27 protein-coding genes are annotated in these 25,022 nt (G+C 63.2%); 13 read left to right on the forward strand and 14 right to left on the reverse strand.

The window, feature by feature from the left end:
• Nucleotides 1-237: 237 nt before the first annotated feature.
• The 3 genes from C404_RS34760 (at nucleotide 238) to C404_RS34770 (ending at nucleotide 2,945) form a co-directional block, all read left to right on the forward strand.
• Nucleotides 238-1,020 carry an ABC transporter substrate-binding protein gene (locus C404_RS34760; protein WP_021193331.1) on the forward strand — a complete coding sequence of 261 codons (783 nt, stop codon included), beginning with the start codon at nucleotides 238-240 and terminating at the stop codon, nucleotides 1,018-1,020.
• Nucleotides 1,021-1,056: 36 nt separating this feature from the next.
• Nucleotides 1,057-1,605 (forward strand): RNA 2'-phosphotransferase, encoded by a 549-nt coding sequence (locus C404_RS34765; protein WP_021193332.1) that lies wholly within the window; start codon nucleotides 1,057-1,059, stop codon nucleotides 1,603-1,605.
• A gap of 167 nt (nucleotides 1,606-1,772) precedes the next feature.
• Complete coding sequence (locus C404_RS34770; protein ID WP_021193333.1) at nucleotides 1,773-2,945, forward strand: GGDEF domain-containing protein; 1,173 nt, start codon at nucleotides 1,773-1,775, stop codon at nucleotides 2,943-2,945.
• A gap of 24 nt (nucleotides 2,946-2,969) precedes the next feature.
• On the opposite strand, the gene C404_RS0129570 is transcribed toward C404_RS34770, so the two are convergent.
• Both C404_RS0129570 and C404_RS34775 read right to left on the reverse strand, forming a co-directional pair.
• Complete coding sequence (locus C404_RS0129570) at nucleotides 2,970-3,638, reverse strand: site-2 protease family protein (RefSeq protein WP_031328853.1); 669 nt, start codon at nucleotides 3,636-3,638, stop codon at nucleotides 2,970-2,972.
• 30 nt (nucleotides 3,639-3,668) lie between these two features.
• On the reverse strand, nucleotides 3,669-4,844 hold the full coding sequence (locus tag C404_RS34775; protein ID WP_021193334.1) for a hypothetical protein: 1,176 nt from the start codon (nucleotides 4,842-4,844) through the stop codon (nucleotides 3,669-3,671).
• A 205-nt stretch (nucleotides 4,845-5,049) separates the two neighbouring features.
• Between C404_RS34775 and C404_RS34780 the strand changes: the two genes are divergently transcribed.
• Nucleotides 5,050-5,607, forward strand: a complete 558-nt coding sequence (locus C404_RS34780) for a dihydrofolate reductase family protein (RefSeq protein WP_021193335.1) — start codon at nucleotides 5,050-5,052, stop codon at nucleotides 5,605-5,607.
• Nucleotides 5,608-5,749: 142 nt separating this feature from the next.
• Complete coding sequence (locus C404_RS34785; RefSeq protein WP_212635778.1) at nucleotides 5,750-6,181, forward strand: DUF2059 domain-containing protein; 432 nt, start codon at nucleotides 5,750-5,752, stop codon at nucleotides 6,179-6,181.
• A gap of 36 nt (nucleotides 6,182-6,217) precedes the next feature.
• Here C404_RS34785 and C404_RS34790 read toward each other — a convergent pair whose 3' ends face one another.
• Entirely contained in the window at nucleotides 6,218-6,601 is a 384-nt protein-coding gene (locus C404_RS34790) for a VOC family protein (RefSeq protein ID WP_021193337.1), read from the reverse strand.
• 182 nt (nucleotides 6,602-6,783) lie between these two features.
• Between C404_RS34790 and C404_RS34795 the strand changes: the two genes are divergently transcribed.
• The 3 genes from C404_RS34795 to C404_RS34805 are packed head-to-tail and all read left to right on the forward strand — an operon-like array spanning nucleotide 6,784 to nucleotide 7,948.
• A complete protein-coding gene (locus C404_RS34795; RefSeq protein ID WP_031328855.1) occupies nucleotides 6,784-7,242 on the forward strand; it encodes a GNAT family N-acetyltransferase in 459 nt (152 codons plus the stop codon).
• 26 nt (nucleotides 7,243-7,268) lie between these two features.
• On the forward strand, nucleotides 7,269-7,532 hold the full coding sequence (locus C404_RS34800; protein WP_021193339.1) for a DUF2164 domain-containing protein: 264 nt from the start codon (nucleotides 7,269-7,271) through the stop codon (nucleotides 7,530-7,532).
• A 41-nt stretch (nucleotides 7,533-7,573) separates the two neighbouring features.
• Nucleotides 7,574-7,948 (forward strand): 2OG-Fe(II) oxygenase, encoded by a 375-nt coding sequence (locus tag C404_RS34805; RefSeq protein ID WP_021193340.1) that lies wholly within the window; start codon nucleotides 7,574-7,576, stop codon nucleotides 7,946-7,948.
• A 5-nt stretch (nucleotides 7,949-7,953) separates the two neighbouring features.
• Here C404_RS34805 and C404_RS34810 read toward each other — a convergent pair whose 3' ends face one another.
• Nucleotides 7,954-8,667, reverse strand: coding sequence for a tetratricopeptide repeat protein (locus C404_RS34810; protein WP_021193341.1), 714 nt, complete (start codon nucleotides 8,665-8,667; stop codon nucleotides 7,954-7,956).
• Between the two features lie 158 nt (nucleotides 8,668-8,825).
• On the opposite strand from C404_RS34810, the gene C404_RS34815 reads away from it, so the two are divergent.
• Nucleotides 8,826-9,500, forward strand: coding sequence for a Crp/Fnr family transcriptional regulator (locus C404_RS34815; protein ID WP_021193342.1), 675 nt, complete (start codon nucleotides 8,826-8,828; stop codon nucleotides 9,498-9,500).
• 7 nt (nucleotides 9,501-9,507) lie between these two features.
• Here C404_RS34815 and C404_RS34820 read toward each other — a convergent pair whose 3' ends face one another.
• Nucleotides 9,508-10,521 (reverse strand): 2-dehydropantoate 2-reductase, encoded by a 1,014-nt coding sequence (locus C404_RS34820; RefSeq protein ID WP_021193343.1) that lies wholly within the window; start codon nucleotides 10,519-10,521, stop codon nucleotides 9,508-9,510.
• Nucleotides 10,522-10,548: 27 nt separating this feature from the next.
• A complete protein-coding gene (locus C404_RS34825) occupies nucleotides 10,549-12,216 on the reverse strand; it encodes an alkaline phosphatase D family protein (protein WP_021193344.1) in 1,668 nt (555 codons plus the stop codon).
• A 270-nt stretch (nucleotides 12,217-12,486) separates the two neighbouring features.
• Between C404_RS34825 and C404_RS34830 the strand changes: the two genes are divergently transcribed.
• Complete coding sequence (locus C404_RS34830; RefSeq protein WP_021193345.1) at nucleotides 12,487-13,647, forward strand: enolase C-terminal domain-like protein; 1,161 nt, start codon at nucleotides 12,487-12,489, stop codon at nucleotides 13,645-13,647.
• Between the two features lie 45 nt (nucleotides 13,648-13,692).
• Here C404_RS34830 and C404_RS34835 read toward each other — a convergent pair whose 3' ends face one another.
• A complete protein-coding gene (locus tag C404_RS34835; protein ID WP_160170165.1) occupies nucleotides 13,693-14,502 on the reverse strand; it encodes a nucleotidyl transferase AbiEii/AbiGii toxin family protein in 810 nt (269 codons plus the stop codon).
• 49 nt (nucleotides 14,503-14,551) lie between these two features.
• Nucleotides 14,552-15,628 carry a type IV toxin-antitoxin system AbiEi family antitoxin gene (locus C404_RS34840; protein ID WP_021193347.1) on the reverse strand — a complete coding sequence of 359 codons (1,077 nt, stop codon included), beginning with the start codon at nucleotides 15,626-15,628 and terminating at the stop codon, nucleotides 14,552-14,554.
• 533 nt (nucleotides 15,629-16,161) lie between these two features.
• Between C404_RS34840 and C404_RS34845 the strand changes: the two genes are divergently transcribed.
• On the forward strand, nucleotides 16,162-16,917 hold the full coding sequence (locus C404_RS34845) for an autoinducer binding domain-containing protein (protein WP_037011051.1): 756 nt from the start codon (nucleotides 16,162-16,164) through the stop codon (nucleotides 16,915-16,917).
• A 3-nt stretch (nucleotides 16,918-16,920) separates the two neighbouring features.
• Here C404_RS34845 and C404_RS34850 read toward each other — a convergent pair whose 3' ends face one another.
• The 6 genes from C404_RS34850 to C404_RS34875 form a co-directional block, all read right to left on the reverse strand.
• Nucleotides 16,921-18,084, reverse strand: coding sequence for an acyltransferase family protein (locus C404_RS34850; RefSeq protein ID WP_021193349.1), 1,164 nt, complete (start codon nucleotides 18,082-18,084; stop codon nucleotides 16,921-16,923).
• A gap of 18 nt (nucleotides 18,085-18,102) precedes the next feature.
• Nucleotides 18,103-19,269, reverse strand: a complete 1,167-nt coding sequence (locus C404_RS34855) for an FAD-dependent oxidoreductase (RefSeq protein ID WP_021193350.1) — start codon at nucleotides 19,267-19,269, stop codon at nucleotides 18,103-18,105.
• Nucleotides 19,270-19,279: 10 nt separating this feature from the next.
• Nucleotides 19,280-20,113: an alpha/beta fold hydrolase gene (locus C404_RS34860; RefSeq protein WP_021193351.1), complete on the reverse strand. Its 834-nt coding sequence runs from the start codon at nucleotides 20,111-20,113 to the stop codon at nucleotides 19,280-19,282.
• Nucleotides 20,113-21,678 carry an MFS transporter gene (locus C404_RS34865; RefSeq protein ID WP_021193352.1) on the reverse strand — a complete coding sequence of 522 codons (1,566 nt, stop codon included), beginning with the start codon at nucleotides 21,676-21,678 and terminating at the stop codon, nucleotides 20,113-20,115. The genes C404_RS34860 and C404_RS34865 overlap by 1 nt, the downstream gene beginning before the upstream one ends.
• 66 nt (nucleotides 21,679-21,744) lie before the next feature.
• Nucleotides 21,745-22,566, reverse strand: coding sequence for a hypothetical protein (locus C404_RS34870; protein ID WP_021193353.1), 822 nt, complete (start codon nucleotides 22,564-22,566; stop codon nucleotides 21,745-21,747).
• Between the two features lie 100 nt (nucleotides 22,567-22,666).
• Nucleotides 22,667-23,050: a limonene-1,2-epoxide hydrolase family protein gene (locus C404_RS34875; protein ID WP_021193354.1), complete on the reverse strand. Its 384-nt coding sequence runs from the start codon at nucleotides 23,048-23,050 to the stop codon at nucleotides 22,667-22,669.
• A 524-nt stretch (nucleotides 23,051-23,574) separates the two neighbouring features.
• Here C404_RS34875 and C404_RS34880 point away from each other — a divergent pair.
• Entirely contained in the window at nucleotides 23,575-24,282 is a 708-nt protein-coding gene (locus C404_RS34880) for an AfsA-related hotdog domain-containing protein (protein ID WP_021193355.1), read from the forward strand.
• Between the two features lie 14 nt (nucleotides 24,283-24,296).
• A complete protein-coding gene (locus tag C404_RS0129575) occupies nucleotides 24,297-25,019 on the forward strand; it encodes an HAD family hydrolase (protein ID WP_021193356.1) in 723 nt (240 codons plus the stop codon).
• Nucleotides 25,020-25,022 lie beyond the last annotated feature (3 nt).

The following is a 25,022-nucleotide window of genomic DNA, read 5'->3' on the forward strand; positions in this document are numbered from 1 at the left end:
CGAGGGCATTCCCGGCACCCTCGCGCGTGGTGTGACGCTGCTATGGGCCAACACCGTGCTGTTTCCGGTCACTCATTCTCGACAGCAAGCCGGTGCGTGGGCGCGGCAGCCAGGGCGTCGGTAGACTGACCAAGATGGGTTTGCCGGTCTGCGTCTGGTTGACGGCACCTTCGGTCGCACACGCAACGCCATCCCATCTCCACGATCTCGAACATCCTCATCCCTAGCCTACACACCATGTCCATCGACTCGACGCTGCCGACCTTGCGTTCGGCTCTGGCACCCACAGGTGCGCTGCGCGCCTCCATCAACACGGGCAACCCGATCCTGGCGGGGCTGGATGCGCAGGGGCAGGCCGTCGGCGTGTCCGTTGATCTGGCTCGGGCGCTGGCTGAACGCCTGGGGGTTGCGTTAAAGCTGGTCGTGGTGGATGCCGCCGGCAAGTCGGTCGATGTGGTGTCGCAGGAACAGGCGGACGTTGGTTTCTTTGCCATCGACCCGCGCCGCGCCGCGAGCATTTCCTTTACCGAACCATATGTGCTGATCGAGGGCTACTACCTCGTGCGCAACGACTCGCCCATCCGCAACAACGCCGACGTGGACCGCGCCGGCAACCGCGTGGTCGTCGGCAAGGGCAGCGCGTACGACCTGTTCCTCACGCGTGAGCTGCAGCATGCTGAGATCGTGCGCGCGCCCACCTCACCCACGGTGGTGCAGACCTTTCTCGACACGCATGCGGAGGTGGCGGCGGGCGTCAAGCAGCAGCTCGAAGCCGATGCCGCCAATGTGCCGGGCGTGCGATTGCTGAACGAGCGCTTCATGGTTATCCGCCAGGCGATGGGCGTGCCGACCAGCCGCGGGGCGCAGGCCGCAGCGTACGTCGCGGGGTTTGTGGAAGACATGAAGGCGTCAGGGTTTGTTGCGCAGGCATTGCAGCGGCACGGGGTGACCGGTGTCACTGTGGCGCCGGCCACCAAGCATCCGGGCGCGATCGTTTCGCAGCTTTCTGGCCACGCCTGATGGTCGTCTGCCCCACGGGGTGAGAACATCGGACTGATGAACCCATCCGAACTCAAATCCCTCAGTAAATTTCTCAGCCTGATCCTGCGCCACGAGCCCGAGCACATCGGGTTGGCGCTTGACGATGCTGGGTGGGCCGGCATCGACTCCTTGCTGGAGAAGGCCGCCGCGTCAGGTCGCCCGATGGCGCGTGAGCAGCTTGAGGCCGTGGTCGAAACCAGCGACAAGAAACGCTTTGCGATCAGCGAAGATGGCCTGCGCATTCGCGCCAATCAAGGCCATTCGATCGATGTGGACCTCGGCCTGCGGCCCGCGGCGCCACCCGAGGTGCTGTACCACGGCACGGCAACGCGGTTTCTGGAGTCCATCCTTGCCACTGGCCTGGACAAGCGCCAGCGCCACCATGTGCACTTGACGACCGATCCTTCCACTGCCCGATTGGTCGGCCAGCGCTATGGGGTTGTGGTGGTGCCGACAGTGGACGCCGCGCGCATGCATGCCGAGGGGCACACGTTCTTCCGCTCAGAGAACGGTGTGTGGCTGACCGACGTGGTGCCGGCACGCTATCTTTCTGCCGGCATCTGAGTTGCGGTACGCGCAGATCTTTCATCTGCCCACACGCGGGCTCGCTTAACTTGAGTACTGGATGTAGACAAGTTGGCGGGAGTTCGTGCCCCTCCACCCGGTGATGCCCGCAAAACCTCCCCTCACGTAGAATCCACCGCCACAGTAGACCCAGCGGGAGGGTGCCCATGCTAGATCCAGGTGTCGCCATCGCCACGTCTGCACTGATGAGCTTTGTGCTCTTGGTGCTGCTGGGCTCGCTGCTGCGCGCAGGCAAGCCTGGTGTGGCCGAATGGTTTGGCGCCAACCTTGCCGTGGTGCTGGCGTTGCCGATGCTCCTGCTGCGCGGAACGATTCCCGACGCGCTGTCTGTTGTTGTGGCCAACGTGCTGCTTGCGCTGGCGGGTGCGGCCTACTACGCGGGCTGCGCACGCTTTCTTGGGCGCCGGCCGCATTGGCCGATGCTGCTGGCGGGCGTGACGGCGGTGGGCGTTGCCGTCATCTACTGGCGCTATGCCGTCGACAGCATCCCGATGCGGGTGTTTTCGACCACGCTGTTCTCGGCCGCTTTCTGCTCGGCGCTGGCATGGATGCTCGTGCGGTATCCGCCAGCGGGTCGTCCGGCGTATCCGTATCGGGTGACGGCCGCCATCGCCTTTGTCTTTGGTGCGTGCCAGCTTGCGCGCGGCATCTACTTCCTGACGCTGGATACCGCTTCCAGCCCCACCATGTTCTCCACGGCCGTCAGTGTGTTGCTGCTGGTGGTTGCGGCGGCCATCATGCCGATCCTGTCGATGTCGGCCATGCTGATGATGCACGACGCGCTGCTGGCCGATGCGCGCGAGGCTGCCAACCGCGATTTTCTGACCGGCGCGCTGTCGCGCAAGGGCTTCGAAACCTTGGCGCGTCGCTACGTGGATCGCCTGCAGTTGCAGGCCCGGCCACTCTCGTTGCTGATCCTGGATCTGGATCATTTCAAACGCGTCAACGACACGTTCGGCCATGCAGGTGGCGATGCGGTGCTGCGTGCCTTCGTGCAGATGGTGCAGGCACAGTTGCGCCCGACTGACGTGCTGGGGCGCATTGGCGGTGAGGAGTTCGCGCTGCTGCTGCCTGAAACGAGCCTTGACAGCGCCCTGCTGCTCGCCGAGCGTTTGCGCAAGGCCGCGGCCGCGCAGACGGTGGCGATCGGCTCACAGGCACATCACTACAGCCTGAGCGGCGGCGTGGCCAGCTGGCAAGCCGGTGAATCTTTCGACCGCCTGAGCGTGCGCGCAGACCGCGCGCTGTACGACGCCAAGCACCAGGGGCGCAACAGGATCTGCGCTGCCGATGTCAGCAGCGCTGCCAGTGTGGCCTAGCCCGCCCGGTCAGCAGTCAGAGTTCTATTGCGATGGGTTCAGGACGTACACCATCAGCGCGCCGACCCAGGACAGTCCCAACGCCAGGTGGGCCAGCACCAGAATGTGCGTCAGTCGCGCGGGCCAGATCCTGCCCAACCCAAGCCTGCGCCCGATGAAGGTCAGCGCTTGACCGCCATTGGTGACAGGAAGTGGCAACAGGTTGAACGCTGCAAACTTGGCGGCTACATACCCCAGCAGTGCCGTGAACGGCAACTGCAAGATCGCCTGATGCGCTTGAGCGAGCAGGGTCTGCGCGTCGCCGACGGGTGATAGCGCACCAAGCACGATCTGCGCAAAGCCGTTGATGAAGGCCGGTAGTGCTTCAAGCCGTAGCAGCACGAGTGCAACGAGCAACAGCGTGACCGTGCCCGACAGCGATAGCGCCAGTTGCATCCACAGCGGCTGCGTATCCAACGCGCCGAGCAGATCATCTTCGGTCAGCCCGTCTTCACCAAGGTCTTTGAAGCGGACATGGCCGCCGACCGGCAGCAGGCGAACGCGCAGACGACCCAACCGGAACAACTGCGGCCCGAAGCCAAGCGACATCTCCCGCACCGGAATCCGGAGCGCCGTGCCCACCGCGGCAAATGTCGTCAGATGGAGCAGTGTGCAGAGCGCGAGGGCGACGATAAATGCGAGGCTGGCGGGCATTGCTGAAGTGTCGTGAGTCGTGCGGTTGGATCAGTGCATCGCGGCTGGTGTGCCCAGACGGGGCGCCCAGTCTTCTGATGGCTCGCGCTCGACCAGTGCACACACGCATGCACCCAGGTCAATGTCGAGATGCGTTTGCGCCGCGGCAGCACCGGCGTCGGCACGGTCGGCATGCCGCACGAATGCGGAAAACGGCTCCCATGTGCGCGAGAGGTAGTCCACCAGAACGCGGGCCAGTTCATAGGACAGCAGGTTGCCGTCGTCGGTGCGCATGAACGCATCGCCAGACCAGAACTCCTGCATCTTCTGCGCTTCCCAGAAGCGCAGGTGCATGGCGTGGATCTGCTGAGGTGTGTACTGCGTTCTTGTGCCGCCCGCCAACCGGCGCTCACTGTTGACAGCAATGCCTTCATCCAGCCAGCGCGGCAGCTTCAGATACGAAAGCGCACTGTGCGTGAGCTCGTGCGCGATGGTCGGTTCAATGGCCGACAGGTGATCGCGCTTGACGACAAAGTGTGGGCAACCCGCATCGATGAACATGCCGCCGCTGAAGGCGAACTCCCCATCTTCGGGGTAGTAGATGCTGACGTACTGGTAGTACCAGTCCTCATCGTCGAGCACCAGCAGGATGCTCTTCTCGCCCTGCGCGAATCGTGCAAGATCGCCCAGCAGGCGCCCGATGCGTTTGCGCGTGGTCTCGACATAATTGGCTGTTGCACGCGCAACGGCCTCTTCCAGCGAAGACAGTACAAAAGCGTGTTCGGTCTCGAACAGCCAGACGTGCGGGCCGAGCGTATCGCGCAAATGCAGCAACCACGCGCGCTGGGCCTGCGTGCGGGCTTCACGTCGCGCAGGTTCCGCTTCGATGGCATTGAGCCACTTGCCAACAGCGGTCCAGTCCAGTAACGGAAAGCCGTTGACGTGGCCGGTATGCTCCTCCAGCGCCAGACTGGCCACGCCCGGCGCGGAGAGTGACTGTGCCGGCGCCGGCGCATCGACGCCGGCGGTGGGAGCGGCGGCTTGTTGCGCCATCGCGCGCTCATACGACCGGATCTGTGCGCAGACAATGAACGCGTAGAGAAACGGCGTGATCCAGACCACCGTGATGTAAAGACCTTTGTGGTCGAAGTCTTTCGCGCGCAGGATCCGGCGCGTTGTCCAGGCATTGACAGCGATCCAGCAGAGCAGGCCGATCAGGAATGGCATGGTGGTGGTGTGGTTGGATTAAGAGCGCGTGCCGCGCAACGCTAGCACTGTGCCTGTGCGTACACAGCGACCAGGAAGAGGGGTATGTGGCCGAGGTGCAACGTGCAGCCCAAGCTGGGTCACGCGCCGGCATTCTAGGGGCGTAAGCGGGTGCTCACCCGCATCGCATAGCATTTCTTTCCCAAAACCAACAAGAGCGCACGCCATGTCCAAGACCCAGTATTACGCCGCCACCAGTCTTGACGGCTTCATCGCGACGACGGATCACTCGCTGGATTGGCTGATGCAGTTCGGCTCGCTGGACGGCACGAGCTACGACGGTTTCATTCGCGATGTGGGTGCGTTGGCGATGGGTGCATCCACCTATGAATGGCTGCTGCGCGAGCTGGTCAAGCCCGGCACTGCGCAAGCTGCGCCTTGGCCGTATGCGCAGCCCGCGTGGGTGTTCACTTCACGCAAGCTGCCGGCGGTGGAGGGTGCGGATGTCCGCTTCGTGCAGGGTGACGTGGCGCCGGTGCATCAACAGATGCGCGCAGGGGCCAACGGCAAGAACGTGTGGATTGTCGGTGGCGGAGAGCTGGCCGGGCAGTTTCTCGACCGTGGCCTGCTCGACGAGTTGATCGTGCAGATCATGCCGGTGGTGCTGGGCAACGGGTTGCCGCTCTTGCCGCGTGCGGTGGTGACGCCCGCATTGAAGCTGACATCGGCCACGCCTTATAAGGACACGTTCGTGGAGGTGCGCTACGAGGTGGTGCGCGAGTAGTGTGTGGTCCAACGTAGAATCGCCAGACAAAAAACAACATCAGGGGGTCAAAGTGGTGCGCAACTGGATCGCGATTGTCGTCGGCGTTGTGCTGTCGACATCTGCGCTGGCGGATAGCCGTGCAGAGAAAGTGCAGAAACTGATGGAAGCCCAGGGGTTGGTGAAAATGTTTGATCAGTCGCTGGCGAGTGGTCGTGAGTACGGTCGCAAGCAGGCAGATCAGATGATGACGCAGATGCTCAGTGGCCTGAATCCCGATGCGACCTATCGCAAGCGCTTTCAGGAAGTGATGGACACGTTCATGAGCGACTTGCAACCGCCTTGGGGCGCCAAGGAGTACGTCCAAACCTGGGGGCAGGTGTTCGGTGCAAAGTTCACCGATGCGGAGTTGGACCAGCTGATCGCGTTCTATTCATCGCCGCTTGGCCAGAAGGAGGTTGTGGCATCGCGTGACGCGATGCCCGCGTTTGCGCAGGTGTTCCGTGAACGCTACAAGCCAATCCAGGAGCGGGCAACCGGCCAGTTTGTTGAGCGTATGAAGCTGATCGCCAAGGAATGCCGCTGTAATCGCTAACGTGAGAAGGCCGCTACCCAATGGACCGGGCGGCCCTCACGACCCCAGGTCATATGGCCGCGTCATGATCTCCAGAAAGTGCCCGTCCGGGTCATCAAAGTACAGACCGCGGCCGCCGTTGTGGGCGTAGGTTTCGCCGAGCTGTTTCTTGGCGGGGTCCGCCCAGTACGCAAGCCCTTTTTCCTGGATGCGCGCGAATGCGCGGTCGAATTCGGCATCGCTGATGAGGAAGGCGTAGTGCTGCGCGGCGATTGGCGCGTCGCTGTCAAAGAAGTCGAGCGAGACGCCATTGGACAGCGGTACGACCAGCATTTGCCCAAAGGGGATCGGCTCGGGAAGGTCGAGGATGTCGCGCAGGAAGCGGGTGGACTGTTGCTTGTCGCGGCACCAGACGATGGTGTGGTTCAGCTCGACGCGCATGCCGTGTCTCCTGTGCGATGAGGCGGCCCGTGCACTCGCTGGCGGGCCGCCGTGGTCCTGCCTTAACGATAGACGATGGATCGATGCTTTCGGCGGTGCAACGAGCATGCCGGCCAGCGCACAGAAAGGCTTAGACTGGCGGCCAACGCGCATTGCCGCTGTCGATCACGTTCGCATCGTCTATGGAATCCATTCTCTTTCGCACCGCACGCCTGGACGATGTGCCGGCCATCGTTGCCCTGCTGGCTGACGACGCGTTGGGTGCCCAGCGCGAGTCTCTCGGGCCGACGCTCGACGCATGCTATGTGGCAGCGTTCGACGCTATTGCAGCCGATACCAATCAACAGCTGGTGGTGGCCGTGCAGGGCGATACGGTGGTCGGTACGCTGCAGTTGTCGTTCATCCCGGGCATGGCGCGGCGTGGTGCGTGGCGCGGGCAGATCGAGGCGGTACGCATTGCGGTGCCGCTGCGCGGTAGCGGCCTCGGGCACCGCATGTTCGAATGGGCGATCGACACCTGCCGTGCCCGCGAGTGCCAGCTCGTACAGCTCACCACCGACAAGACCCGCAGCGATGCACATCGCTTTTACGAAAGCCTGGGCTTCGTGGCAAGCCACGAGGGCTACAAGCTGACGCTCTGAAGCCTGCCCATTCTCAGGAGCCCCCCATGCCGATCGAGCTTGACCGCGATACCCGCGAAGAAGCGATTCAATCCATCCAGCGTTACTTCACCGACCACCTGGAAGAGCGCATCGGCAACATCCAGGCTGGCGCGTTGCTGAGTTTCTTCATCGAAGAGATCGGCCCGGTGGTCTACAACCTCGCCGTACGGGATGTGCAGGAACGCCTGCAGACGCGCGTGGCTGAACTCGACTACGAGTGCCACGAAGCGCCGTTCACGTACTGGTCGAAGGTTGGCAAGCGGCGGTAGTTCCCGGCTAACATGCGCGGGTTCAGCGACCCGTGGCTCTCATGTCTTCCTTGCGCCAGTTTCTTCAAACCGCTTTTCGTTGGCAACGTGGTCGCCAGGGCACGGGCTACGACAAGATGCTGCTGGCCACAGCCATGTGGCCAATCCCGTTTGACAGCTATCTGATCCGCTACCCGGAAGGGTCGGAAATCCCGCCGCATACCGACCCCGTATCCAATGGGCGGCACTATCGGCTGAACGTCGTGTTGAAGTCGCCGCGCGCGGGTGGCGAGTTCATCTGCGCCAACCCGATCTTCCAGACACGGCGCATCAAGCTGTTCCGCCCCGATGCGTGTGAGCACAGCGTGACGCGCGTGGTGGGCGGCAGCCGGTATGTGTTCTCGGTGGGGTGGGTGCTGGGGCGCCGGCCAGGGTAATCCGCTTACGGGTTGCCTGCCTTGGCGCGTTGCGCCTGTACGTAGCGCAACTCGGCTGCCGCGCGACCATCCTTGGGATCCAGCTCCAGGCACTTGCGGTACAGCGCTTCGGCCTCGTCCAGCCGGTTCTGTTCGACATACACGTACGCCGTGCCACGCCAGGCGCGTCCAATCTCGTTGTTCTTGATTTGCGGTGGCGAGAACTCGCGCGCATCGCGTGCGGCGGCGTCGAAGCTGGCGAGTGCCTGCGGCCAGTTCTTCTCGCGCTGGTAGAGGTTGCCCATCTCTGCATGGAACTGCGCATTGTGCGGTGCCATGTCGATGGCGCGCTGCAGGATCGTCTTGGCCTCATCTGCGCGGTTCAACTCAACCAAGGCGTAGGCCTTGAGGTAGTACGCATAGGCCCAGTTGGACGACACCACTTTGGCGCTCGTCTTGGCGTTGGCCGCTTCCGCCAGGTACAACAGCGATTCCACCTGGCTGCGGGCGCTATAGAGCCGGGCCGTTTCGTCGCGATACGCGTTTTCGTAGAAGGCGGCCACCTTGTCGAAATCGTCGATGGCCTCGGCTTGCCGGCTCGCTTTGGCAAGCTGTGCGCCTTCCTGCAACAGCTGAGCGTTGCGGGTGTCGTCTGCGTTGGCGGCGGGCGGGTTCTGCGCCCAGACGGATACGCTTGCGAGCAGCGCGGCAACGGCAACCAGAACACGTGGATACGGCATGGCCCCTCCCATTGAAATGTCGAGCGACGTTAGCAGAACGTGCCGGATGCCGGTGCGTCCGGAAGTGGGGTATGTCGGTGGACTGCAACGCACAACCGTTTTGCCAATAGGCAGGCATTGCAGGTAGTCTCGTGCCAGCGCATTCACCGCCGCCGCCCATGCAAGTTTTTTCCACCAACCCCTGGTTCCAGAGTCTTCCGCAACAGGCCGCCGAGGCCTTGTTGGAGGCCGCCACGACCGTGCAGGTTGCCGCCGGTGCATTCCTCTTCCGCCAGGGCGATCCGGTGGATGCCGGTACCAACGCGTTCTTTGGCGTCGCCAGCGGCGTGCTCAAGTTGTCGATCTTCAACGCGGAAGGGGACGAGGCGATTCTCGCGCTGGTTGAGCCCGGCAACTGGTTTGGCGGCGTGTCGACGTTGGATCAGCAACCGCGCGGCCACTGTGCGATTGCGCTGGAGGATGCAGAGGTGCTCGCCGTCAGTGCCGAGCGCTTCGACGCGTTGATGCGTGATGCGGCATTTGCAGCAGCCATCGCCCGCCTGGTGGCGATGCGTTTGCGCTTGGCCTATGGCTCGCTGGCGAGTGCCGCGCTTCACGGTACGCGCGCACGCGTGGCACGGCGGATTGCCATGCTGGCACACGGCGATGTATCGCAATCGGCGCAAGGGCGCGCAACCATCAACACCTCGCAGGACGCGCTGGCCATGATGCTAGGCATCAGCCGGCAGACGCTCAGCAAGGAGCTGCAGGCGCTGGTGAAGCTGGGCGCCATCCGCCTGCGCTATGGGCACATCGAGATTCAAGACATGCCGCTGCTGCTGAGCGCAAGCTGAATCGAGCTCAGGTGGCTGAGCGCAGTGCCGCCAGCAGATCGTTGCCTGACCAGCTCGGGCGCGCGGCGGCCGCTTCTGCGGCATGCACCAGCGCACACAGCTGCGCATTGACCGGCGCACGTTGTCCTAGCCGATCAGCCAGGCGTACGACCTCGCCGTTGATCCAGTCGACTTCGGTGGTGCGGCCGGCGGCCAGATCGTCGGACATGGACGAGCGCGCGAGCGGATCGATCGCGAGCATCTTGCCGCCCAGCCGCGTGAATACGGCATCGGGCGTGGCCAGCAGGCGCGGAATCCACGCAGGCGGTATCGGGGTGAGCTTGACGGGCTGGATGCCTGCGCGCACCAGCAGCCGCATCGCTTCGGTTTGCGCCAGAGCGAGGCAGCGCCGGTAAGCGCGCTGCGACAGTTCTTCCTTCAGTGGCCGATTGGCCAGTGCGTTGATGGCGTTGTTCAGGTTGAGCAGCAGCTTGGCCCATTGCACCGATGCCATGTCCGCACGCTCAACCAGCGGCAGACCGGCACGCTGGAACGAATCGAGGAAGGCGCCCAATGCAGGCGATGCGGCGACCTCCAGTTCGCCCGCTGTGCCCTGATGAAAGGCGCCCGGCCCGGGCTGCATCACATTGAAGGGCACCATGCCCGCCAGCACCGTCTGCTGCGGCAGCGCGGCGCGGAGCACGTCGGCATTGCCCAGTCCGTTCTGGAAGCTGACCACCACCGTGCCGGGGCGCAGCAGCGGCTTTAGCGCATCAGCCACAGAAGCGGTTGCGGCTGACTTGACTGTGACCAGCACCAGATCTGCCGTGGCGGCTACGTCGGGCTCGGTCTCGTAGGCCACGTCGGCGGTGTGCACCTGCCAGCGACCACCACGGTAGTCCGTCAACGTCAGGCCATGCGTGCGCAGTTCATCGCCAATGCGCGCACGCCCAACCAGTGTTACGTCAGCGCCCGCGGCCAGCAGCCGGCCCCCCAGATAGCAGCCGATCGAACCGGCCCCCACGATGCAGATCTTCGCCATGCGTCTCCTTGTTGTTGTGCGGACACCTCAAGCCAGGCGTGGCACCTCGTACACCAGGGCCGGCTGGAGGGTGTCGATGGCGTCCACCGGCTCGGGCGGGCGCCACAGGAACAGCGAGAAGGTCATCTTCTCGGGTGTCACGTCGATGATGGTAAAGCCGTTCTTCTCGGTTGGGCGCAACGCTTCCTGCATGGCGACGGACAGTGCCGGCGTGGTCTCGATGCTGCGGAAGGCGGAGGGGAAGCCCATGTCGCCGGTGCCCAGCGTGCCGGTCATGACGGCATGCACCGGATGCGCGAACTCCAGCTCGGCCGAACGCGACATCGCCCCGACGGCTGACGCGTGAAAATCTCCCTGAACGATGACGGCGGCGCGCTGCTGCTGTTGCCCGAGTGCCGCCACCAGACGCTGGTGCTGTGCGTGCCAGCCGGTCTGCCAGCCGGGCTTGGGTTGATTGCCGACCAGTCGCCCGGTCTTCGTGTCGAGCAGATCCGGATACCAGTCGCCCAGCTTGCCGGAGGAGTACGCAAACGGCAGCGATGGCACGTGAAAGAAATGCGCCGTGTCTTCCGCACGCGTGCGCGCCACGAGCCAGTCTTCCACCCACTGCGGCACCACGCGTGCGTGCATGCCCTTGTTGTCGAGAAAGCGTCGGCAGTCATACAGCACCGCTTCAAGCAGGGTGCCGTAGCGCAGGGTGCCGAACGCGCTGTTGGTGTCGGTGGGCATGCCCGCCTTGTCGCCACCGGGCAGCCATACGGGGCGGTTGGCATCGGGCAGGAACTCGGGGTAGTAGCGGTGCTGTGTCAGCTCTGCGCCAATCAGCCCATATGGCTCCGGCGGCAGCGTGGCGACCTTGTCGTCAAACTCGTCGTTCTCAAAGGTGTCGTGGTCATCGGTCAGAAAGTACGCGGGCGTGGAGCGCAGCGTGGTGCCGTACAGCCCACTGATCTGGTAGTCGCATACGCGTGTGAAGATCGGCTCGTTTTTCGGGTGTGACATTGGCACCGACATGTCGAGTGCGCCGCCAAATTTTGTCCACATCAGCTCGCGCACCTGGCGTGCGAAGGGCTTGTTCTGCGAGGTCTGCAAGTCCCAGTAGATGTGGTCGCCGTTGGCGATGACGGCATCGGGGGCGAACGCCATGCCACGCGCCAGCAGGCGGCGGCGCGCGGCCATGTCGAGCCAGGCGGTTTTGCCGGCGATGGAAGGGCCGTCGTAACCGCCGGCGCACGTGTAGGCCAGGATGCGCAGTCGCGCGGGTGTGGCGTTGGGTGCGGGAAAGGTCTTGAGCGGCCAGGCATCGGCCAGTGGCTTGCCACCAGCATCGACGATGCGCAGTGTGTACTGCGTGGCCGGCTGCAGGCCGCGTACATCAAAGCGCCAGAAGCGGCCTGCCGTATCGGTGCGCTCGCCAGCAACACGTTTGCCGTTCACGATCAGCCACGGTGCGTGCGCCAGTGGTGCCTGAAACGATGCCTTGATGAGAAAGCGGTCATGGCTGGCCGCGGGGATCAGGTGTGCAAGCTGCCCGGCATGCCAGTTGGTATCCGCTGCCGGTGTGGTTGCGAGTGCGGTGTCGGGCAAGGTCAGGCCAAACGCGCCCAGGCCGGCCGTGGCGGTGCCGAGGGTCAGGAAATCGCGCCGGCTCATGCCGTGCGGTGCTTGGGTGCGTGGTTTGATCGGGGCGGACATCTTCCATCCTGTGGCTTGGTGCGAAGACGCCATCGTGCTGAGTCATATCCACGCTGAATGTTCAGCTTTTGACAATCTAGGGGTTAGTCCTCAACCAGAGGCAACGGCGCGGCGTATACCGGCAAAGCGAGTCGCGGCCAGACGGTCAGGGCTTTGCGCGTTCGATCGGCACGCCATGTTTGGCGCAGGCCGCTGCTGCACGCATTGTGCGAGACCTTGCGACAATGCACGCGAACGTGCCGCCGCATCAGCGGTGCAGCGAGGGCCGATATGCATATCACCGAGATTCGCGAGCAGGCCATTCCGGTTTCCCGGTATGACGATCTGTCCATCCCATCGGGCGGGCTGACCACCAGTCTGGTGGCCGTCACCACCGATGTGATGCGTGATGGAAAACCGGTGGTCGGTTACGGCTACGCATCGGTCGGCCGCTTTGCGCAGGGCGGGTTGATTCGCGAGCGCTTTGCGCCGCGCCTGCTGCGCGCATCACCCGGCAGCCTGGCGGATGAGGCGGGCACCAATCTCGACCCGGTTCGGGCATGGCACACGATGATGGCGGGCGAGAAACCAGGCGGCCACGGCGAGCGCTGCGTGGCCGTCGGCACACTCGACATGGCGATCTGGGATGCGGCTGCGAAGATTGCCGGTGTGCCGCTGTACGCCTTCCATGCGCAGCGGCTCGGCAGGGTGGCGCAGCCGCGTGTGCGCGTGTATGCCGGCGGCGGCTATCGCTATCCGCAGGACGATCTGGCGCGCCTGGCTGCTGAGATGTGCCGCTGCGTGGATCTCGGCTTCACGCACGCCAAGATCAAGATCGGTGGTGCGCCGTTGGATGTGGATTGCCAGCGCATTGAAGTCGCGGCTGCGCAGTTGTCTGGCACCGGCAACCTCGCTGTCGATGCCATGAACCTGTATGACCAGACCACCGCGCTGCAGGCCGCCATCGTGCTGGAGCCCTATGCGCTCTGGTGGTTTGAAGACCTGTGCGACCCGCTGGACTTCACCACGCACGCCAAGGTGGCCGAGGTGTATGCGCCGCCCATCGCGGCGGGCGAGGCGTTGTTCTCGCAAGCCGAGGCGCGGTTGCTCGATCAATACGGTGGCCTGCGCAGCGCGCGCGATGTGCTGGTGTTTGACCCCGTGCATTGCTACGGCGTGCCGGGCTACCTGCGCATTATCGACACCATGACTGCGCACGGCTGGCCGCGCCATGCATTCTGGCCGCACGGCGGACATCTCTTTGCGCTGCATTTGGTGGCGGCACTCGGCCTGGGCGGTGCGGAGGTCAGCCCGTTTGCGTTTGCGCCGTTTCGTGGGCTGGCGGATGGCGCACGCATCGAGGGCGGCCATGCAGGCTTGCCGGAGGCACCCGGGATTGGTTTCGAGACGCATGCTGAAGCGTGGCGTGCGTTCCGGCAGACATTTGCATAAGTGCGCGTCCAATGGCGACGGGTTCGAGTTGGCGCCGCCTTGCAATCAGACGGAGGGGGAGCTGGTCGCGTGCAGTTCGAACCCTCGCCGGAACCAAGTCAAGCGGGTATAGGCCGTGTCCAGCGCATCTGTTGCACCAGCACGCGTTCTGGCCATATGCAGGGCTAGGCGATCGCGCATTGCTGGGTCGTCGAGCAGGGCGATGCACTGCTCACAGGCTTGCGGGCTGGCCAGCGTGGCGGCATCTCTGCCAAGCAAGGCCATGCCTGCGAGGTCCTGATCGTAGTTGGCCGATTCCAACAGAGCGGATTCGGCGTCATACAGGCGATCCACGTTGCCGGCGCTGGCATAGTTTTGCAGCAGGAACTGCAGGTCTTCCGCATCCTTTGGGTTCTCCAGGCCGCGATCCTTCCAGGCGATTAGCTTGAGCACGGCAAGTCCAGCCAACGATGCAACGCGTATGCTGCGCCCGGGCACAAACTCTACTTCGACTGCGGCCCGCCAGGCATCTGCGTAGCCAGCAACATTCATCATGACAGCCATGTCGGGCGGCCATTTGATGGTGGCTGGCGGCTGTTCGATGCCGCCGAATGGGATGAGATCGATTGGCCGGGCGATCGTGTTGTCGCTCGTGCGATAGAGCAGTCGATGGGTGATGCTGGCGGCAGAGTCGAAATGGTCGTTGGCTAGCAGGTGCTGCTTGATGTTTTCGAACTGCGGCCAATGTTCTACGGCAACGGCGAAATCCACGTCGAGCGTGGCACGTCCGGTCTCGATACCGAACACGTGTGTCAGCAGAATGTCGCGCGCTGTGGCACCCACCACGAAGATGGGTAGTGCCAGCGGTGCAGCCACGTCGTGGATGGCACTGAGGATGTCCTGGGTTGAGCGGTCCAGTGGGCGGTCAGAGCGGATCGAGTACACGAGCGATGATTTTTTCTCGGATGAGGTTGGCGGTTTCCAGATTGCGCGAGTCCATGGTGGCGATGAGATCCGCATAAACCAGGATCGGTGGTACAAGACTTTCCCGGGCGGTTTGGCTAGTCGACGGTCGCCAGAAGGTCTCCAGCAGTTCGATGGAGCCATCTGCGCTAGGCTGAAGGCGATACTTGGTGACTAGGTGGCGCAGCGTGTCTCGCATGGCAGGCGGATCAATATAGAGCGTCTGCGTGGCGGGTTTGAGATAGCCGGTCATGCGGGCGGCCGCGACTTCACCACCCCATTGCGCGCTCAGCTGTGTCGGGTCGACCAGGCTGGCGTCTTGCCACCAGTTTGGGTTGGTTGCTTGGAAGCGGCGAGGATGCAGCTTGGGGCGCAGTATCGAGGGGTAGCCGGCAACCCATTCGTCGAGCATTTGCGCAGGCGCAGCGAGGCGACGGCCTCTTGCTGACTCAACCAGTAGACCGCGCGTGGCCAAGTCCTGGAATACTGCACCGACAGAGCCGAGTGCAATGCCGGCGGTCTCTGCGATCTCCCGATATGGCGCCTGTACGAGCGCAGGTTCGCAGAGCAGGGCGAAAGCCATGCGCCATGCTGTGGCGTTGCCTGCGCTGCGCGTGGATGTCTGTGTCGGAAGGGTGAGCGGCTTGCGTCCACTCACAAATACGTACAGACCATCGGCCTTAAGGTAAGCATTGCCTGCGGTATCAATGAACTGCAAGTCGAGCTGCCGGCTGTGCTCTGCCAGTTGCGGACTGAGGTACGGTGCAACCAGCAAACCAGAGTCGAGGTGGGGGGCCAGTTGCGTACGGACTAGGGCCAGTGCGGAGGCTCGGTCCATCGAGCGCTTGCATTCCACAAGGTAACGATGTGTCTGGCCGGCGACCTTCAGGTCGACAACGGCGTCGGACTTTGCGCGGAGACTGGTGCGGGCTTCGGTCGCAACAACCTTGCCGTCTATGCCGGTGAGTTCGCCCAGGGCTTTCAGCGCAGTATCGAGCACTTCACGCTCGTGATGCTGGGGATCGTGTCGGGTCGCCATGTGTGGTTGTTCATATTCGTCGCATGTTCATGATGCGTGAACACACGATAAGTATGAACAGCAAGATCACTTTGTTCAAGAGAATTCGGCGTTCATGAAACGTGAACACTGTGAAAAAATGAACGGCAAGCAACCACATAGCAGCCAATAAAAAGCAGGTGGTTATATCAATGAATCAACTTTGCGCAAAGGCGAGCGATTATCAGCAGATTTATTCCTGCCTTCAGTCAAATCCGCATTCGAGACAACGTACTACCCCTCATTAGTATGTTGCGCCGCGCAAGCCGCCTCAAATTTTGTATAGTTCCAGCACGCCGTTTCGAGCCATCAGCGAAGCGCAAGGCGACGACCAGATCAAGGCTGAAACCGCGTACTGGCGCGGGTTGGCCGCCACAAGCCTGAGCCCGGGGGAGTGCCGCATGCTGTGCCGGCACGCGGCCATGTTCAAAACGTCTGTAGGTGGAGGCGGTAATGCGCGCGGGATTATCCGACGCCATTGCTGCCGCACTGACTCTATTTGGGAGAACGCTTGCATGGGCGCTCGCATTGCATTGACGGAAAACCGGATGACATCGTGGCGCGCAGAACTGTTGCGCGAGTTGAACACCCTGGACGACGCAGACGCTGCGTTTCGTAGCCTGCACACGGCCGTGACCCTGTTGGGCTTCGACTATTACGCCTATGCCTTGCGCGCGGCGATCCCGATCACGCGCTTCAATACCGTGGCGTGGAGCAACTACCCCGAGCGCTGGCGAGAGACCTATCTGGCGCGTGGCTATGCCGCCATCGACCCGGTGCTGCAGTTCGGCCAGCGTTGCGTGAAGCCCATGCTGTGGCCGGGCATCAGCGATCCGAACGAGCCGTTCTGGGTGGAGGCGCGCGCGCATGGGCTGAACCACGGGTGGTCGCAAACCATGCGAGACCATCGTGGCATCTTCGGCACCTTCAGCCTGGCGCGCACCGCCGAGCCCATCACCGCAGACGAGTTGGCCGCAATCGAGCCGGAGATGATCTGGCTGGGCCAGCTTGCCCACGCCACCATCAGCAACCTGATGGCGAGCAAGGTGCTGCCCGATGCCGCCGCGCGCCTCAAAGACGTAGAGCGCCAGACGCTGCACTGGACGGCCGAGGGCAAGACCGTGGCCGAGGTGGCGGCCATTCTGGAGATGACCGAGCGCAACGTGAGCTTTCATATCCAGAACGCCATCACCAAGCTCAACGCGGCCAACAAGACGCATGCAGTGGTGAAGGCGGCCATGCTGGGGCTGATTCCGGCCACGGCAGCCTGAGGCTCAGGCACGGCTGCCGTCGTCTGCCCGGCTGACCAACGCGCGCGCGGTGCGTGGCCGCGCGTTGCCGGCCCAGCGGCGCATGATGGGCCGCTCGACCAGCGCGTACAGCATCCACGCCAGCAGCAGCGCCGTGCCGAACTCCGAGGCAATCACGCCCAGCGCCATGGGTGTGGCAAACGTCTGCCCGTGCAGCAGCGCTTGCGTACCGTATAGCACCTCCAGGTGGACCATGTAGAACGCAAACGACACCTCGCCCAGCCACACCATCGGCCGCGAGGCGAGCAGCGTGGGCGCATCGGCCACGTCCGTTGCCGCCACGGCGGTGATGAGCAGCGCAATCGGCACGATGGTGACTGCGTTCAGGCTGTACTGAAACGGCACCACGCGCGCCGCCGCATAACCCGCGGCCATGAAGAGAAACGCCGGCAGCAGGCCAAGCCTGATCCACTGCCCCGTCATGAGAATGCGTGCCATCAGCATGCCGAGCACGAACTCGAACAGCCGCAGCGGCGGGAAGAAATACGCCAGCCAGAAACGCAGCTCCGGCAACGGCCAACCTGGCGCGACGGGCGCATCTGGTGTGAGCAGCGTGATGAGCCCCTGCGCTGCCAGCAGCGCCGCCACGGTGGCCGCTGCCCACCACCACAACCGCGCTGCACGTATGCGCTGCACCGCCGGCAGGATCAACGGAAACAGCATGTAGAACAGCAGCTCACTGCAAAGCGACCACGACACCGCGTTCACCCCGCGCAGGATGTCGTCTTCCGGCACCCACGCATGCAGCAGGAGCAGGTTGGGCAGCCACACCGCAGGCCGCGTGCCGGGCGCCACCAGCAGCATCATGGCCACCGCCCACGTGACGATGTGGTTGGGGTAGATCTTGAGCAGGCGCCGCCTGAGAAACGCCGACGTTGTATCGGTACTGCGCGCAGACCACGTCAGCACGAACCCGCTCAGCACGAAGAAGAACGACACCCCCACGCGCCCGCCCGCGTTGAACAGGTGGTTGTACGCCGTGGCCCACTGCGCATCGGCAAAGGGGTTGAACACCACGATCTTCATGAGTGACCCGTGGTACAGGAAGACCAGCATGGCCGCCAGAAAGCGCAGCCCGGTGAGCGACGGTAGCCGGCTGGCTGCAGGCGTGCGGAACGTGAGCACCATGAAGGTCTCCTGTGTGGATCAGGCAGTGGCGACTTCGGTTTCCGTGCGGGGCTTTGCAGTGGAGATGCGCGTGCGTAGTCCGGTCAGGAAACGCGGCAGCTCGTCGTGCAGCAAACGCTCAAGCGACGGCGCACCGAACGGACGTTCGGTCGTCGCCAGGTCGGGCGAGCGCACCAGCAGGCGGCTCAGGTAGCGCGTGACCGCCAGATTGCGGGCCACGGCCTCCAGGCGCGGCAGCTCATACGCATCCAGATCGCGCGCGAGGATGGCGCGCGCCAGCACCGCCGCATCCTCAATGCCCAGGTTCATGTTGGTACCGCCGATGGGGCTGAACTGGTGCCACGCATCACCGGCAAAGAACACGCGCCCCACGCGTGCGCGGCTCGCAATGCGGTGGCCGAACGCGCTGTGCGTGATCCAGTGCAGGTGTTGCACGTTGGCGGTGATGGGCGTCATCTCACGGATGATGCGTTCAATGAACGCTGCATCGAAACCGCTCTGCGGGTCTTCACCCGGGAAGGAGGCGATCACGCGGTAGCTGCCGCCCGGGATCGGCACAATCATCAGGTAGCCATCCACACCGCAGAAGCAGTGCATCTCGTTGTTGGTCAGCGGCAGCGTGTCGAAACTCACGTCAGCCACCACAAAGTAGCCGGCATACATGGCCTGGTCGACGGGGATGTCGAGCAGGCGCCGTGCCGTGCTGTTGCCGCCGTCACAGGCGATGACGTGGTCCGCAAAGATGTGTTCTTCCGTGCCGTCCGGGTGGGTGCAGGTGGCGACCACGCCGGTGGGCGTTTCCTGCAGCGCCTGCAGTTCCAGCCCCTGGCGGATCGACACGCCCAGCTCCGAAATGCGCCGATACAGCGCGCGCTCGATCACGTCTTGCGTGAGGTGGAAAAAATGCGGCCGCTCGATGTCGAGCTGATAGAAATTGATGTCGGCAAAGTATGCCTTGCGCCGGTACAGGTTCATGCGCGGCACGCGCAGGCCCAGCGCATCCACCTGCGTGCCGATGCCAAGCTGGTCGAACACCGCCAGGCTCGCCTGGTTGACGGCAATGCCGCGCGGCAGGGTCGACAGCTCCAGCCGCTTGTCGATCACCTGCACCGCCTCGCCCTGCTGGGCGAGCAGCCCGGCCAGCGTCATCCCCACGGGGCCACAACCGACGATCAGTAGGCTCATGGCCGGCTCCTCACAGCGTCTTGGAGAATTCGAGGATCAGCTTGCCGCACACCTCGGGCGCTTCCAGGTGCGGCACGTGGCCCACGTCTTCCAGGATGTGCACGTTGGCCGGCTGGATGCGCGGCACGCGGGCCTGCAGCTTGTCGTAGTAGGCGTTGTCGATGAAGGCGTCGTTCTTGCCGCCGATGTACAGGAAGGGCACCTTGCTGCCCGACAGGATGGCCAGCTCATCCAGCCAGCCTTGCGTTTTCAGGTGGATGGCGAATTGCTCGCGGAAGTTGCCGTCGGATTCCTTGATGTCCGTCAGCATGCGCTTGTAGACCTCGGTGCCGGCTTGCGACACATCCAGGTAAGCGCGCGTGAGCGCATCGGCCTCGTCGCCTACCAGGTGGTTCTTGAAGGCGAGTTCCTTCGGTGCGTCGGGGCGGAAGTTGGAGAAGGCATCTTCACGGCTGACCGCATGCACGCCGGCAACCGACACGAGCCCCAGCAGGTTCGGATCCTTGAACAGCGATTGCGTGGCGATGTTGGCGCCCACGCTGTTGCCCACGGCAATGATCTCGTGCAGCGACAGGCGGTGGCGGAACGCTTCAAACAGCGTGCGCAGGCCGATCATGCTGTATTGAAAGCCGAAGCGCGCCACATCGATATGGTCCGACTGGCCGTGGCCCGGAAAATCCAGCGCGATCAGGTTGAACTGGTCGCCCAGGATCGGTTCCAGATCGGCGAAAGAAGCGGCGGTGGACGCCGTGCCATGCAGGAAGACGATGGTGGGCGCGTTGGCCTTGCCGCCCTGCAGGTAGTGCAGCTTGCCGAAATCGAAATTCAGGAATCTGGATTGCATCACACGGCTCCTTCGAGGTGTTCGTTGCGGGATTTCGTGGGGTCAGTGGAATCGGCCGGGCGCGCTTCCTTGCGCTTGAACAGCGCCACCGATAGGCCGATGCCGATGGCAGCCAGCAGGGCGTTGAATGCCATCAACGCACGCATGGCGGGCACGTAGCTTGTGTTGACGAGATCGCGCACGGTATCGATCGGGTGATCGGCAAACGTGCCTGCAACGTTGACCAAGTTCTGGCTGGCGTTGACGAGCCCGTGCAGCGTGTGCAACTGCTCGGGCGTGAACGTGGCGGCTGTGCTGGCGATATGGCGAGCGAGTTCGAATTCCCCCACCTTGCTGAGAATCAACCCCGACACCGCCACCCCAAACATGGCCCCCACCATCGACAGCGTGAAGAACAGGCCGATGGCCGTGCCTGTGTGCTTGGGGGACACCTGCGATGTGGCGCCGTTGATGGTGGCCGTGGTGAGCGCTCCGTTGGACAGCCCAAAGCTCACCAGCCCGATCACGAACAGCACGATGGACAACTCCACACGCAGCGTGAGAAATGCCGCGCAGCTCACCAGCAGCAGCGTCATGCCAGTGAGCACGGGCACCTTGTAGCCGTGGCGGTCGATGACCTTACCGGTAATCGGCCCCACCACAAAGATGCAAGCCGTCATGCACAGCACCCACAGCCCCGCACGCACCTTCGAGTAGTTCAGGATGTTCTGCATGAACAGCGGCAGCACGAACAGGAAGCTCGCCATCACGAAGTTGAAGATGATGCGGATGCCCACCACCGTCAGGTAGGTGCCGTTCCTCAGCAGCGACAGGTTGATGAGCGGTGCCTCCACGTGCAGGCTGCGGCGCACGAACAGCACGGTGGAGATGGCGCCCACGGCGGTCAACGCACCGATCTGCGCCCACGAGAGCGTGGCCAACGCGTTGGACAGCACGATCAGGCAGCCCAGCCCCAGCAGGTACAGCGGCACGCCCACCACGTCGAGCTTGCGGGCGCTCAGTTCGTTTGCGTCATCCCTGTCGACAAACACGGCCGTGAGCAGCAGAGACAGCAGCCCCAGCGGCACGTTGATGAGGAAGATCATCTCCCACCCGAACGCCTGCAGGATGAAGCCGCCCAGCGGCGGCCCGGCTGCCAGCCCGATCCCCGTGATGGTGACGGCCACACCGGTTGCCAGGCCCTTCTGCTCGGGCGGAAACGCCTTGCCGATCAGGATGAGTGCCAGCCCCAGCGTGGCCGAGAAGCCGATGCCCTGAACAAAGCGCGCCACGATGATGGCCTCAATGCTGTGCGCAAACGCCCCGATATAGAGCGATGACAGCACGAACAACAGCCCGCCCGCCATGAACACACGCTTCTTGCCATAGCGATCCGCCAGCACGCCAGACAGGCAGAAGAACGCCGCCGCAGCTGCCAGGTAACTGACGATCACCAGTTGAATCTGCTCGATGCTGGCGTTGAAATCTTTGGAGAATTCCGCCAGCGCCAGGTTGACGATGGTCAGATCCAGGTTGATCAGCAGCAGGTAGATGCCGATCGAGAACAGCACGATCCATTTCTTCATGGGTAGGCCTCTTGTACCGGCGGACGCCGTGTGGGCATCTGCCGGCCAACGTGTGGCTGGGCGGGTTCAGTGGAACATGCGCCAGCTGTCTTCATGGCGCACCAGGAAGGCGCCGATCGTGCGGCGCACGGCCTGGCATTGCTCCACGGCATGCATGACGCGCGTGTTGAGCACGTGCAGCTGGCCGGGATTGCCGCGCACCACCAGCTTGGGCACGTCTTCAAGCTGGGGGATGCTTTGATTGGCAAAGAATTCGGCCATCAGCGTGTGCAGCTGGGTGAAGTCCTGCGGGCGGTAGTCCCAGAACACGAGGCCCGTCCCTTCGTTGGAATCCGCCACCGACAGGAACACCGAGATCTGGTTCTTCAGCTCGGAGTAGTTCTCGCCAATCGGCCAGTTGCTTGGGTCGCGCGAGAAGTGGATGGCGTCGCAATGCGGCGGCACGCTGTAGAGGCCTTCCTTCTTGGGCTGGAACTCGCGCTTGGAGGTGAGCGGAAACTCCGCCCACGTGCCCACCTGCACGGTGTCGATGTGCAGCGCATCGTGAATCAGCCGCGCAAAGGCGGTGTTGCGCAGTTGCCCGTTGAAGCGGCCGGCATAGGCAAAGTAGTCCGCCAGCCCGACCACGAGCTTTTCGTTTTCCAGAAACTGCATTGGTCCGACAGCCACGCCGGTGTTGGCCACGCCCGAGAGCGAGCGGTGCGGAATCACCTCGGGGTAGGCTGGGTCGGCCCACCACGTATCGAGCTGCTCGGGCTGGACCACGTCCAGCAAGACGGCAATCGCATCGCCATCGCGCACCAGCGCCACGGCTTCATCGATGTGCAGGTCACGGATTTCGGCAGGTGCGCCAAAGCGGTGGATTTCGGAGCGATACGACGTGCTCATCGGTCATCTCCTCAAACGGTGGATCGGTAGGTAGGGCGATGGGAAGGCGCCGCCACCCGCTCGGGATGGCGGCGTGCCTGCATGGAATGCACCCAGTGAATCAGGCGAGCTGGTTTTGCAGCGTCTGCAGGTCGAAGTAGTCCTTGAACAGCGTCAGCTTGCCGGCGTCGTTGAACTCAAGAATGACGACCATCGGCAGCGTGACCTTCTTGTCGCCAAAGACGATGTCGCTGGTGCGCTCGACAAACACCGTGCCGTTTTCCGACACCACGCGGTGCTTCTTCCAGACGTACGAAGACGATTTGCCGAAGAACTCGGCCACCTTTTCGACAGCCTTGGGCTTGCCGCGGTGCACGGTGTCGGCCAGCGGCACGTCTTCAAAGACAACGTCATCGGCCAGCAGGTCCGATACGGCGTCGAGGTCGCGCGTTTCCAGCGCGTGGATGAACTTGTTGGCCAGAGCCTTGGAGTCGTGTTGAGCCATCTTGCTGCCTCTATTGGAGTGTGGAACGCATCGGCAGGCGGGCATCCAGGTTGGGCCGGATGCCGCGCACCAACGCGCGGTTTCACCAATCCGTCGCATTGGATTGATTGGCAATCCAATGGCGGCCTTTTAAATCACGTGCGTGCACCGTTTTGCAGATCAAAAAGGTGCGGCAGCGCCGCCTGTGCCCCGGTTTGGTTCAAAGCACAAAGGCGCCGTGATTAAGCGCGGATGCTGTGTGAAAAGCGGCAACGCGTCTACTGTACTTTTTTGCAGTTGACCGCATTGCAGCAAACAGTAGGATGCGTCCAGCAGAAGCAAAGACACGTTTTCATAGGTGAATTTGCGGCAGGGCACCAAATCGCGAATTCATCAGGTTGACCGCATATGTAAATGCAATGGCGAACATGCGGAAAAGACGGGTCGATATAAAAACGATGACAAATGCGATGCACGCTCGAATCGATGTCGAATGCATCGCAATTGGCAATCCAATTACCCAGCACGCATACGACAGGCGCCCTATGACCGATACCCTCATTCGTGTGGTTGGCAACAAGTTTCAGGAGTTGTCCAACGCGCAAAGCATCCTCACGTTCGATGAGCTTGTCGCGCGGGTTCGTGATGGGCAGCTCGAACCGGCCGCCATCTCGCTGGAACAGGGCATCTCGGAATCGCAGGTGGATGTGCTGCGTGATCTGGTGGCGCAGAGCGACCATGCCGGGCAGATTTCACTGCGCAGCTACTTCGATCGCCATCAGCGCTGTGACGGCACGCTCACGCACAAGGTCAAGCGCGCCAACACGCTGATTTCGGACCCGCAGGAAACGGGCGAAGACACCTACACCAGCGTGCTGCTGATCGACGATGAATGCGCTGACCTGAGCGACCACGTCACCGGCAAGCACGTGCAGTTCATGGTGCTGCTGGAAGCGGCCCGGCAGATGGGCAACGCCGTGACGCAGAAATTCCATTCCACGGCGGCCAAGATGTACTTGGCCGAAAACATCAACGTGGACTTCAAGGCGTTTGCCTATCCGTTCCAGGTAGACCTGGAGTACCGCGTGCTGGAGCGCAACCTGCGCGCCACCGGCGACGGCAAGATGGCCGTGCGGATCGACTTTCGCCAGCACGGCAAGGTGATCGCGCAACTCACACTCACCTTCACGGTGCTGGATCGCAAGTTTGTCTCCGCGCTGGAAAGCACGGCACTCAAGTCGCTGCACAACTGAAGGAAGGCGCTGTCATGACTGCCGTCATCGCCCCTGACTGCGCTGCGCCGGAGGTTAACGCTGCGCGCATCTGCGCGGTGTTCGATCTGGACGAAACGCTGATTCGCTCTAAGAGCATGCTCGCCGTGCTGGAGCAGTACCACCGCAGTACGGCCGCTTCGCCCGACCAGGCCGAGCGCCGCATCCGTGATGTGCGCGCCAACCTGACGTGGTACGTCGAGCGCAATGCCAACCGCGCCGCGCAGAACCGCTACTTCTACCGACAGCTTGCGGGCATTCCGGTGGACGACATGGCGCGCGCCGCGCAGCAGTGGTTTGAGGCCAATCGTGCAGCGCTGTACCACGACACGGTAGTCGCACGGCTCAATGCGCATCAGCAGGCCGGTGCCGTTGTCATCGTGGTGAGCGGTTCGTTTGCTGAAGCCATTGCACCCATTGCAGCCGACCTGTCGATCGAACACGTGGTGTGCGCCCGCCTGGAGCAACGCGACGGCCGCTACACCGGCGCCATGCTGGGCGAGCCGACCATTGGCGAGGGCAAGGCCATTGCGCTGCGCCAGTTCCTGCAGGTCCACGGTCTGTCGATGCACGGCGGCTTTGCCTATGGCGACCACGACAGCGACATCCCCATGCTTTCCCTGGCTGACCACCCGGTGGCGGTCGGCTCCAACGCCGCACTGCTGGACCATGCCCGCCGGCACGACTGGCGTATTTCCCCGCTGTTTCCTGATGATTGAGGT

Origin of the sequence: Ralstonia sp. AU12-08 (assembly GCF_000442475.1) — a bacterium.
Classification (GTDB): domain Bacteria; phylum Pseudomonadota; class Gammaproteobacteria; order Burkholderiales; family Burkholderiaceae; genus Ralstonia; species Ralstonia insidiosa.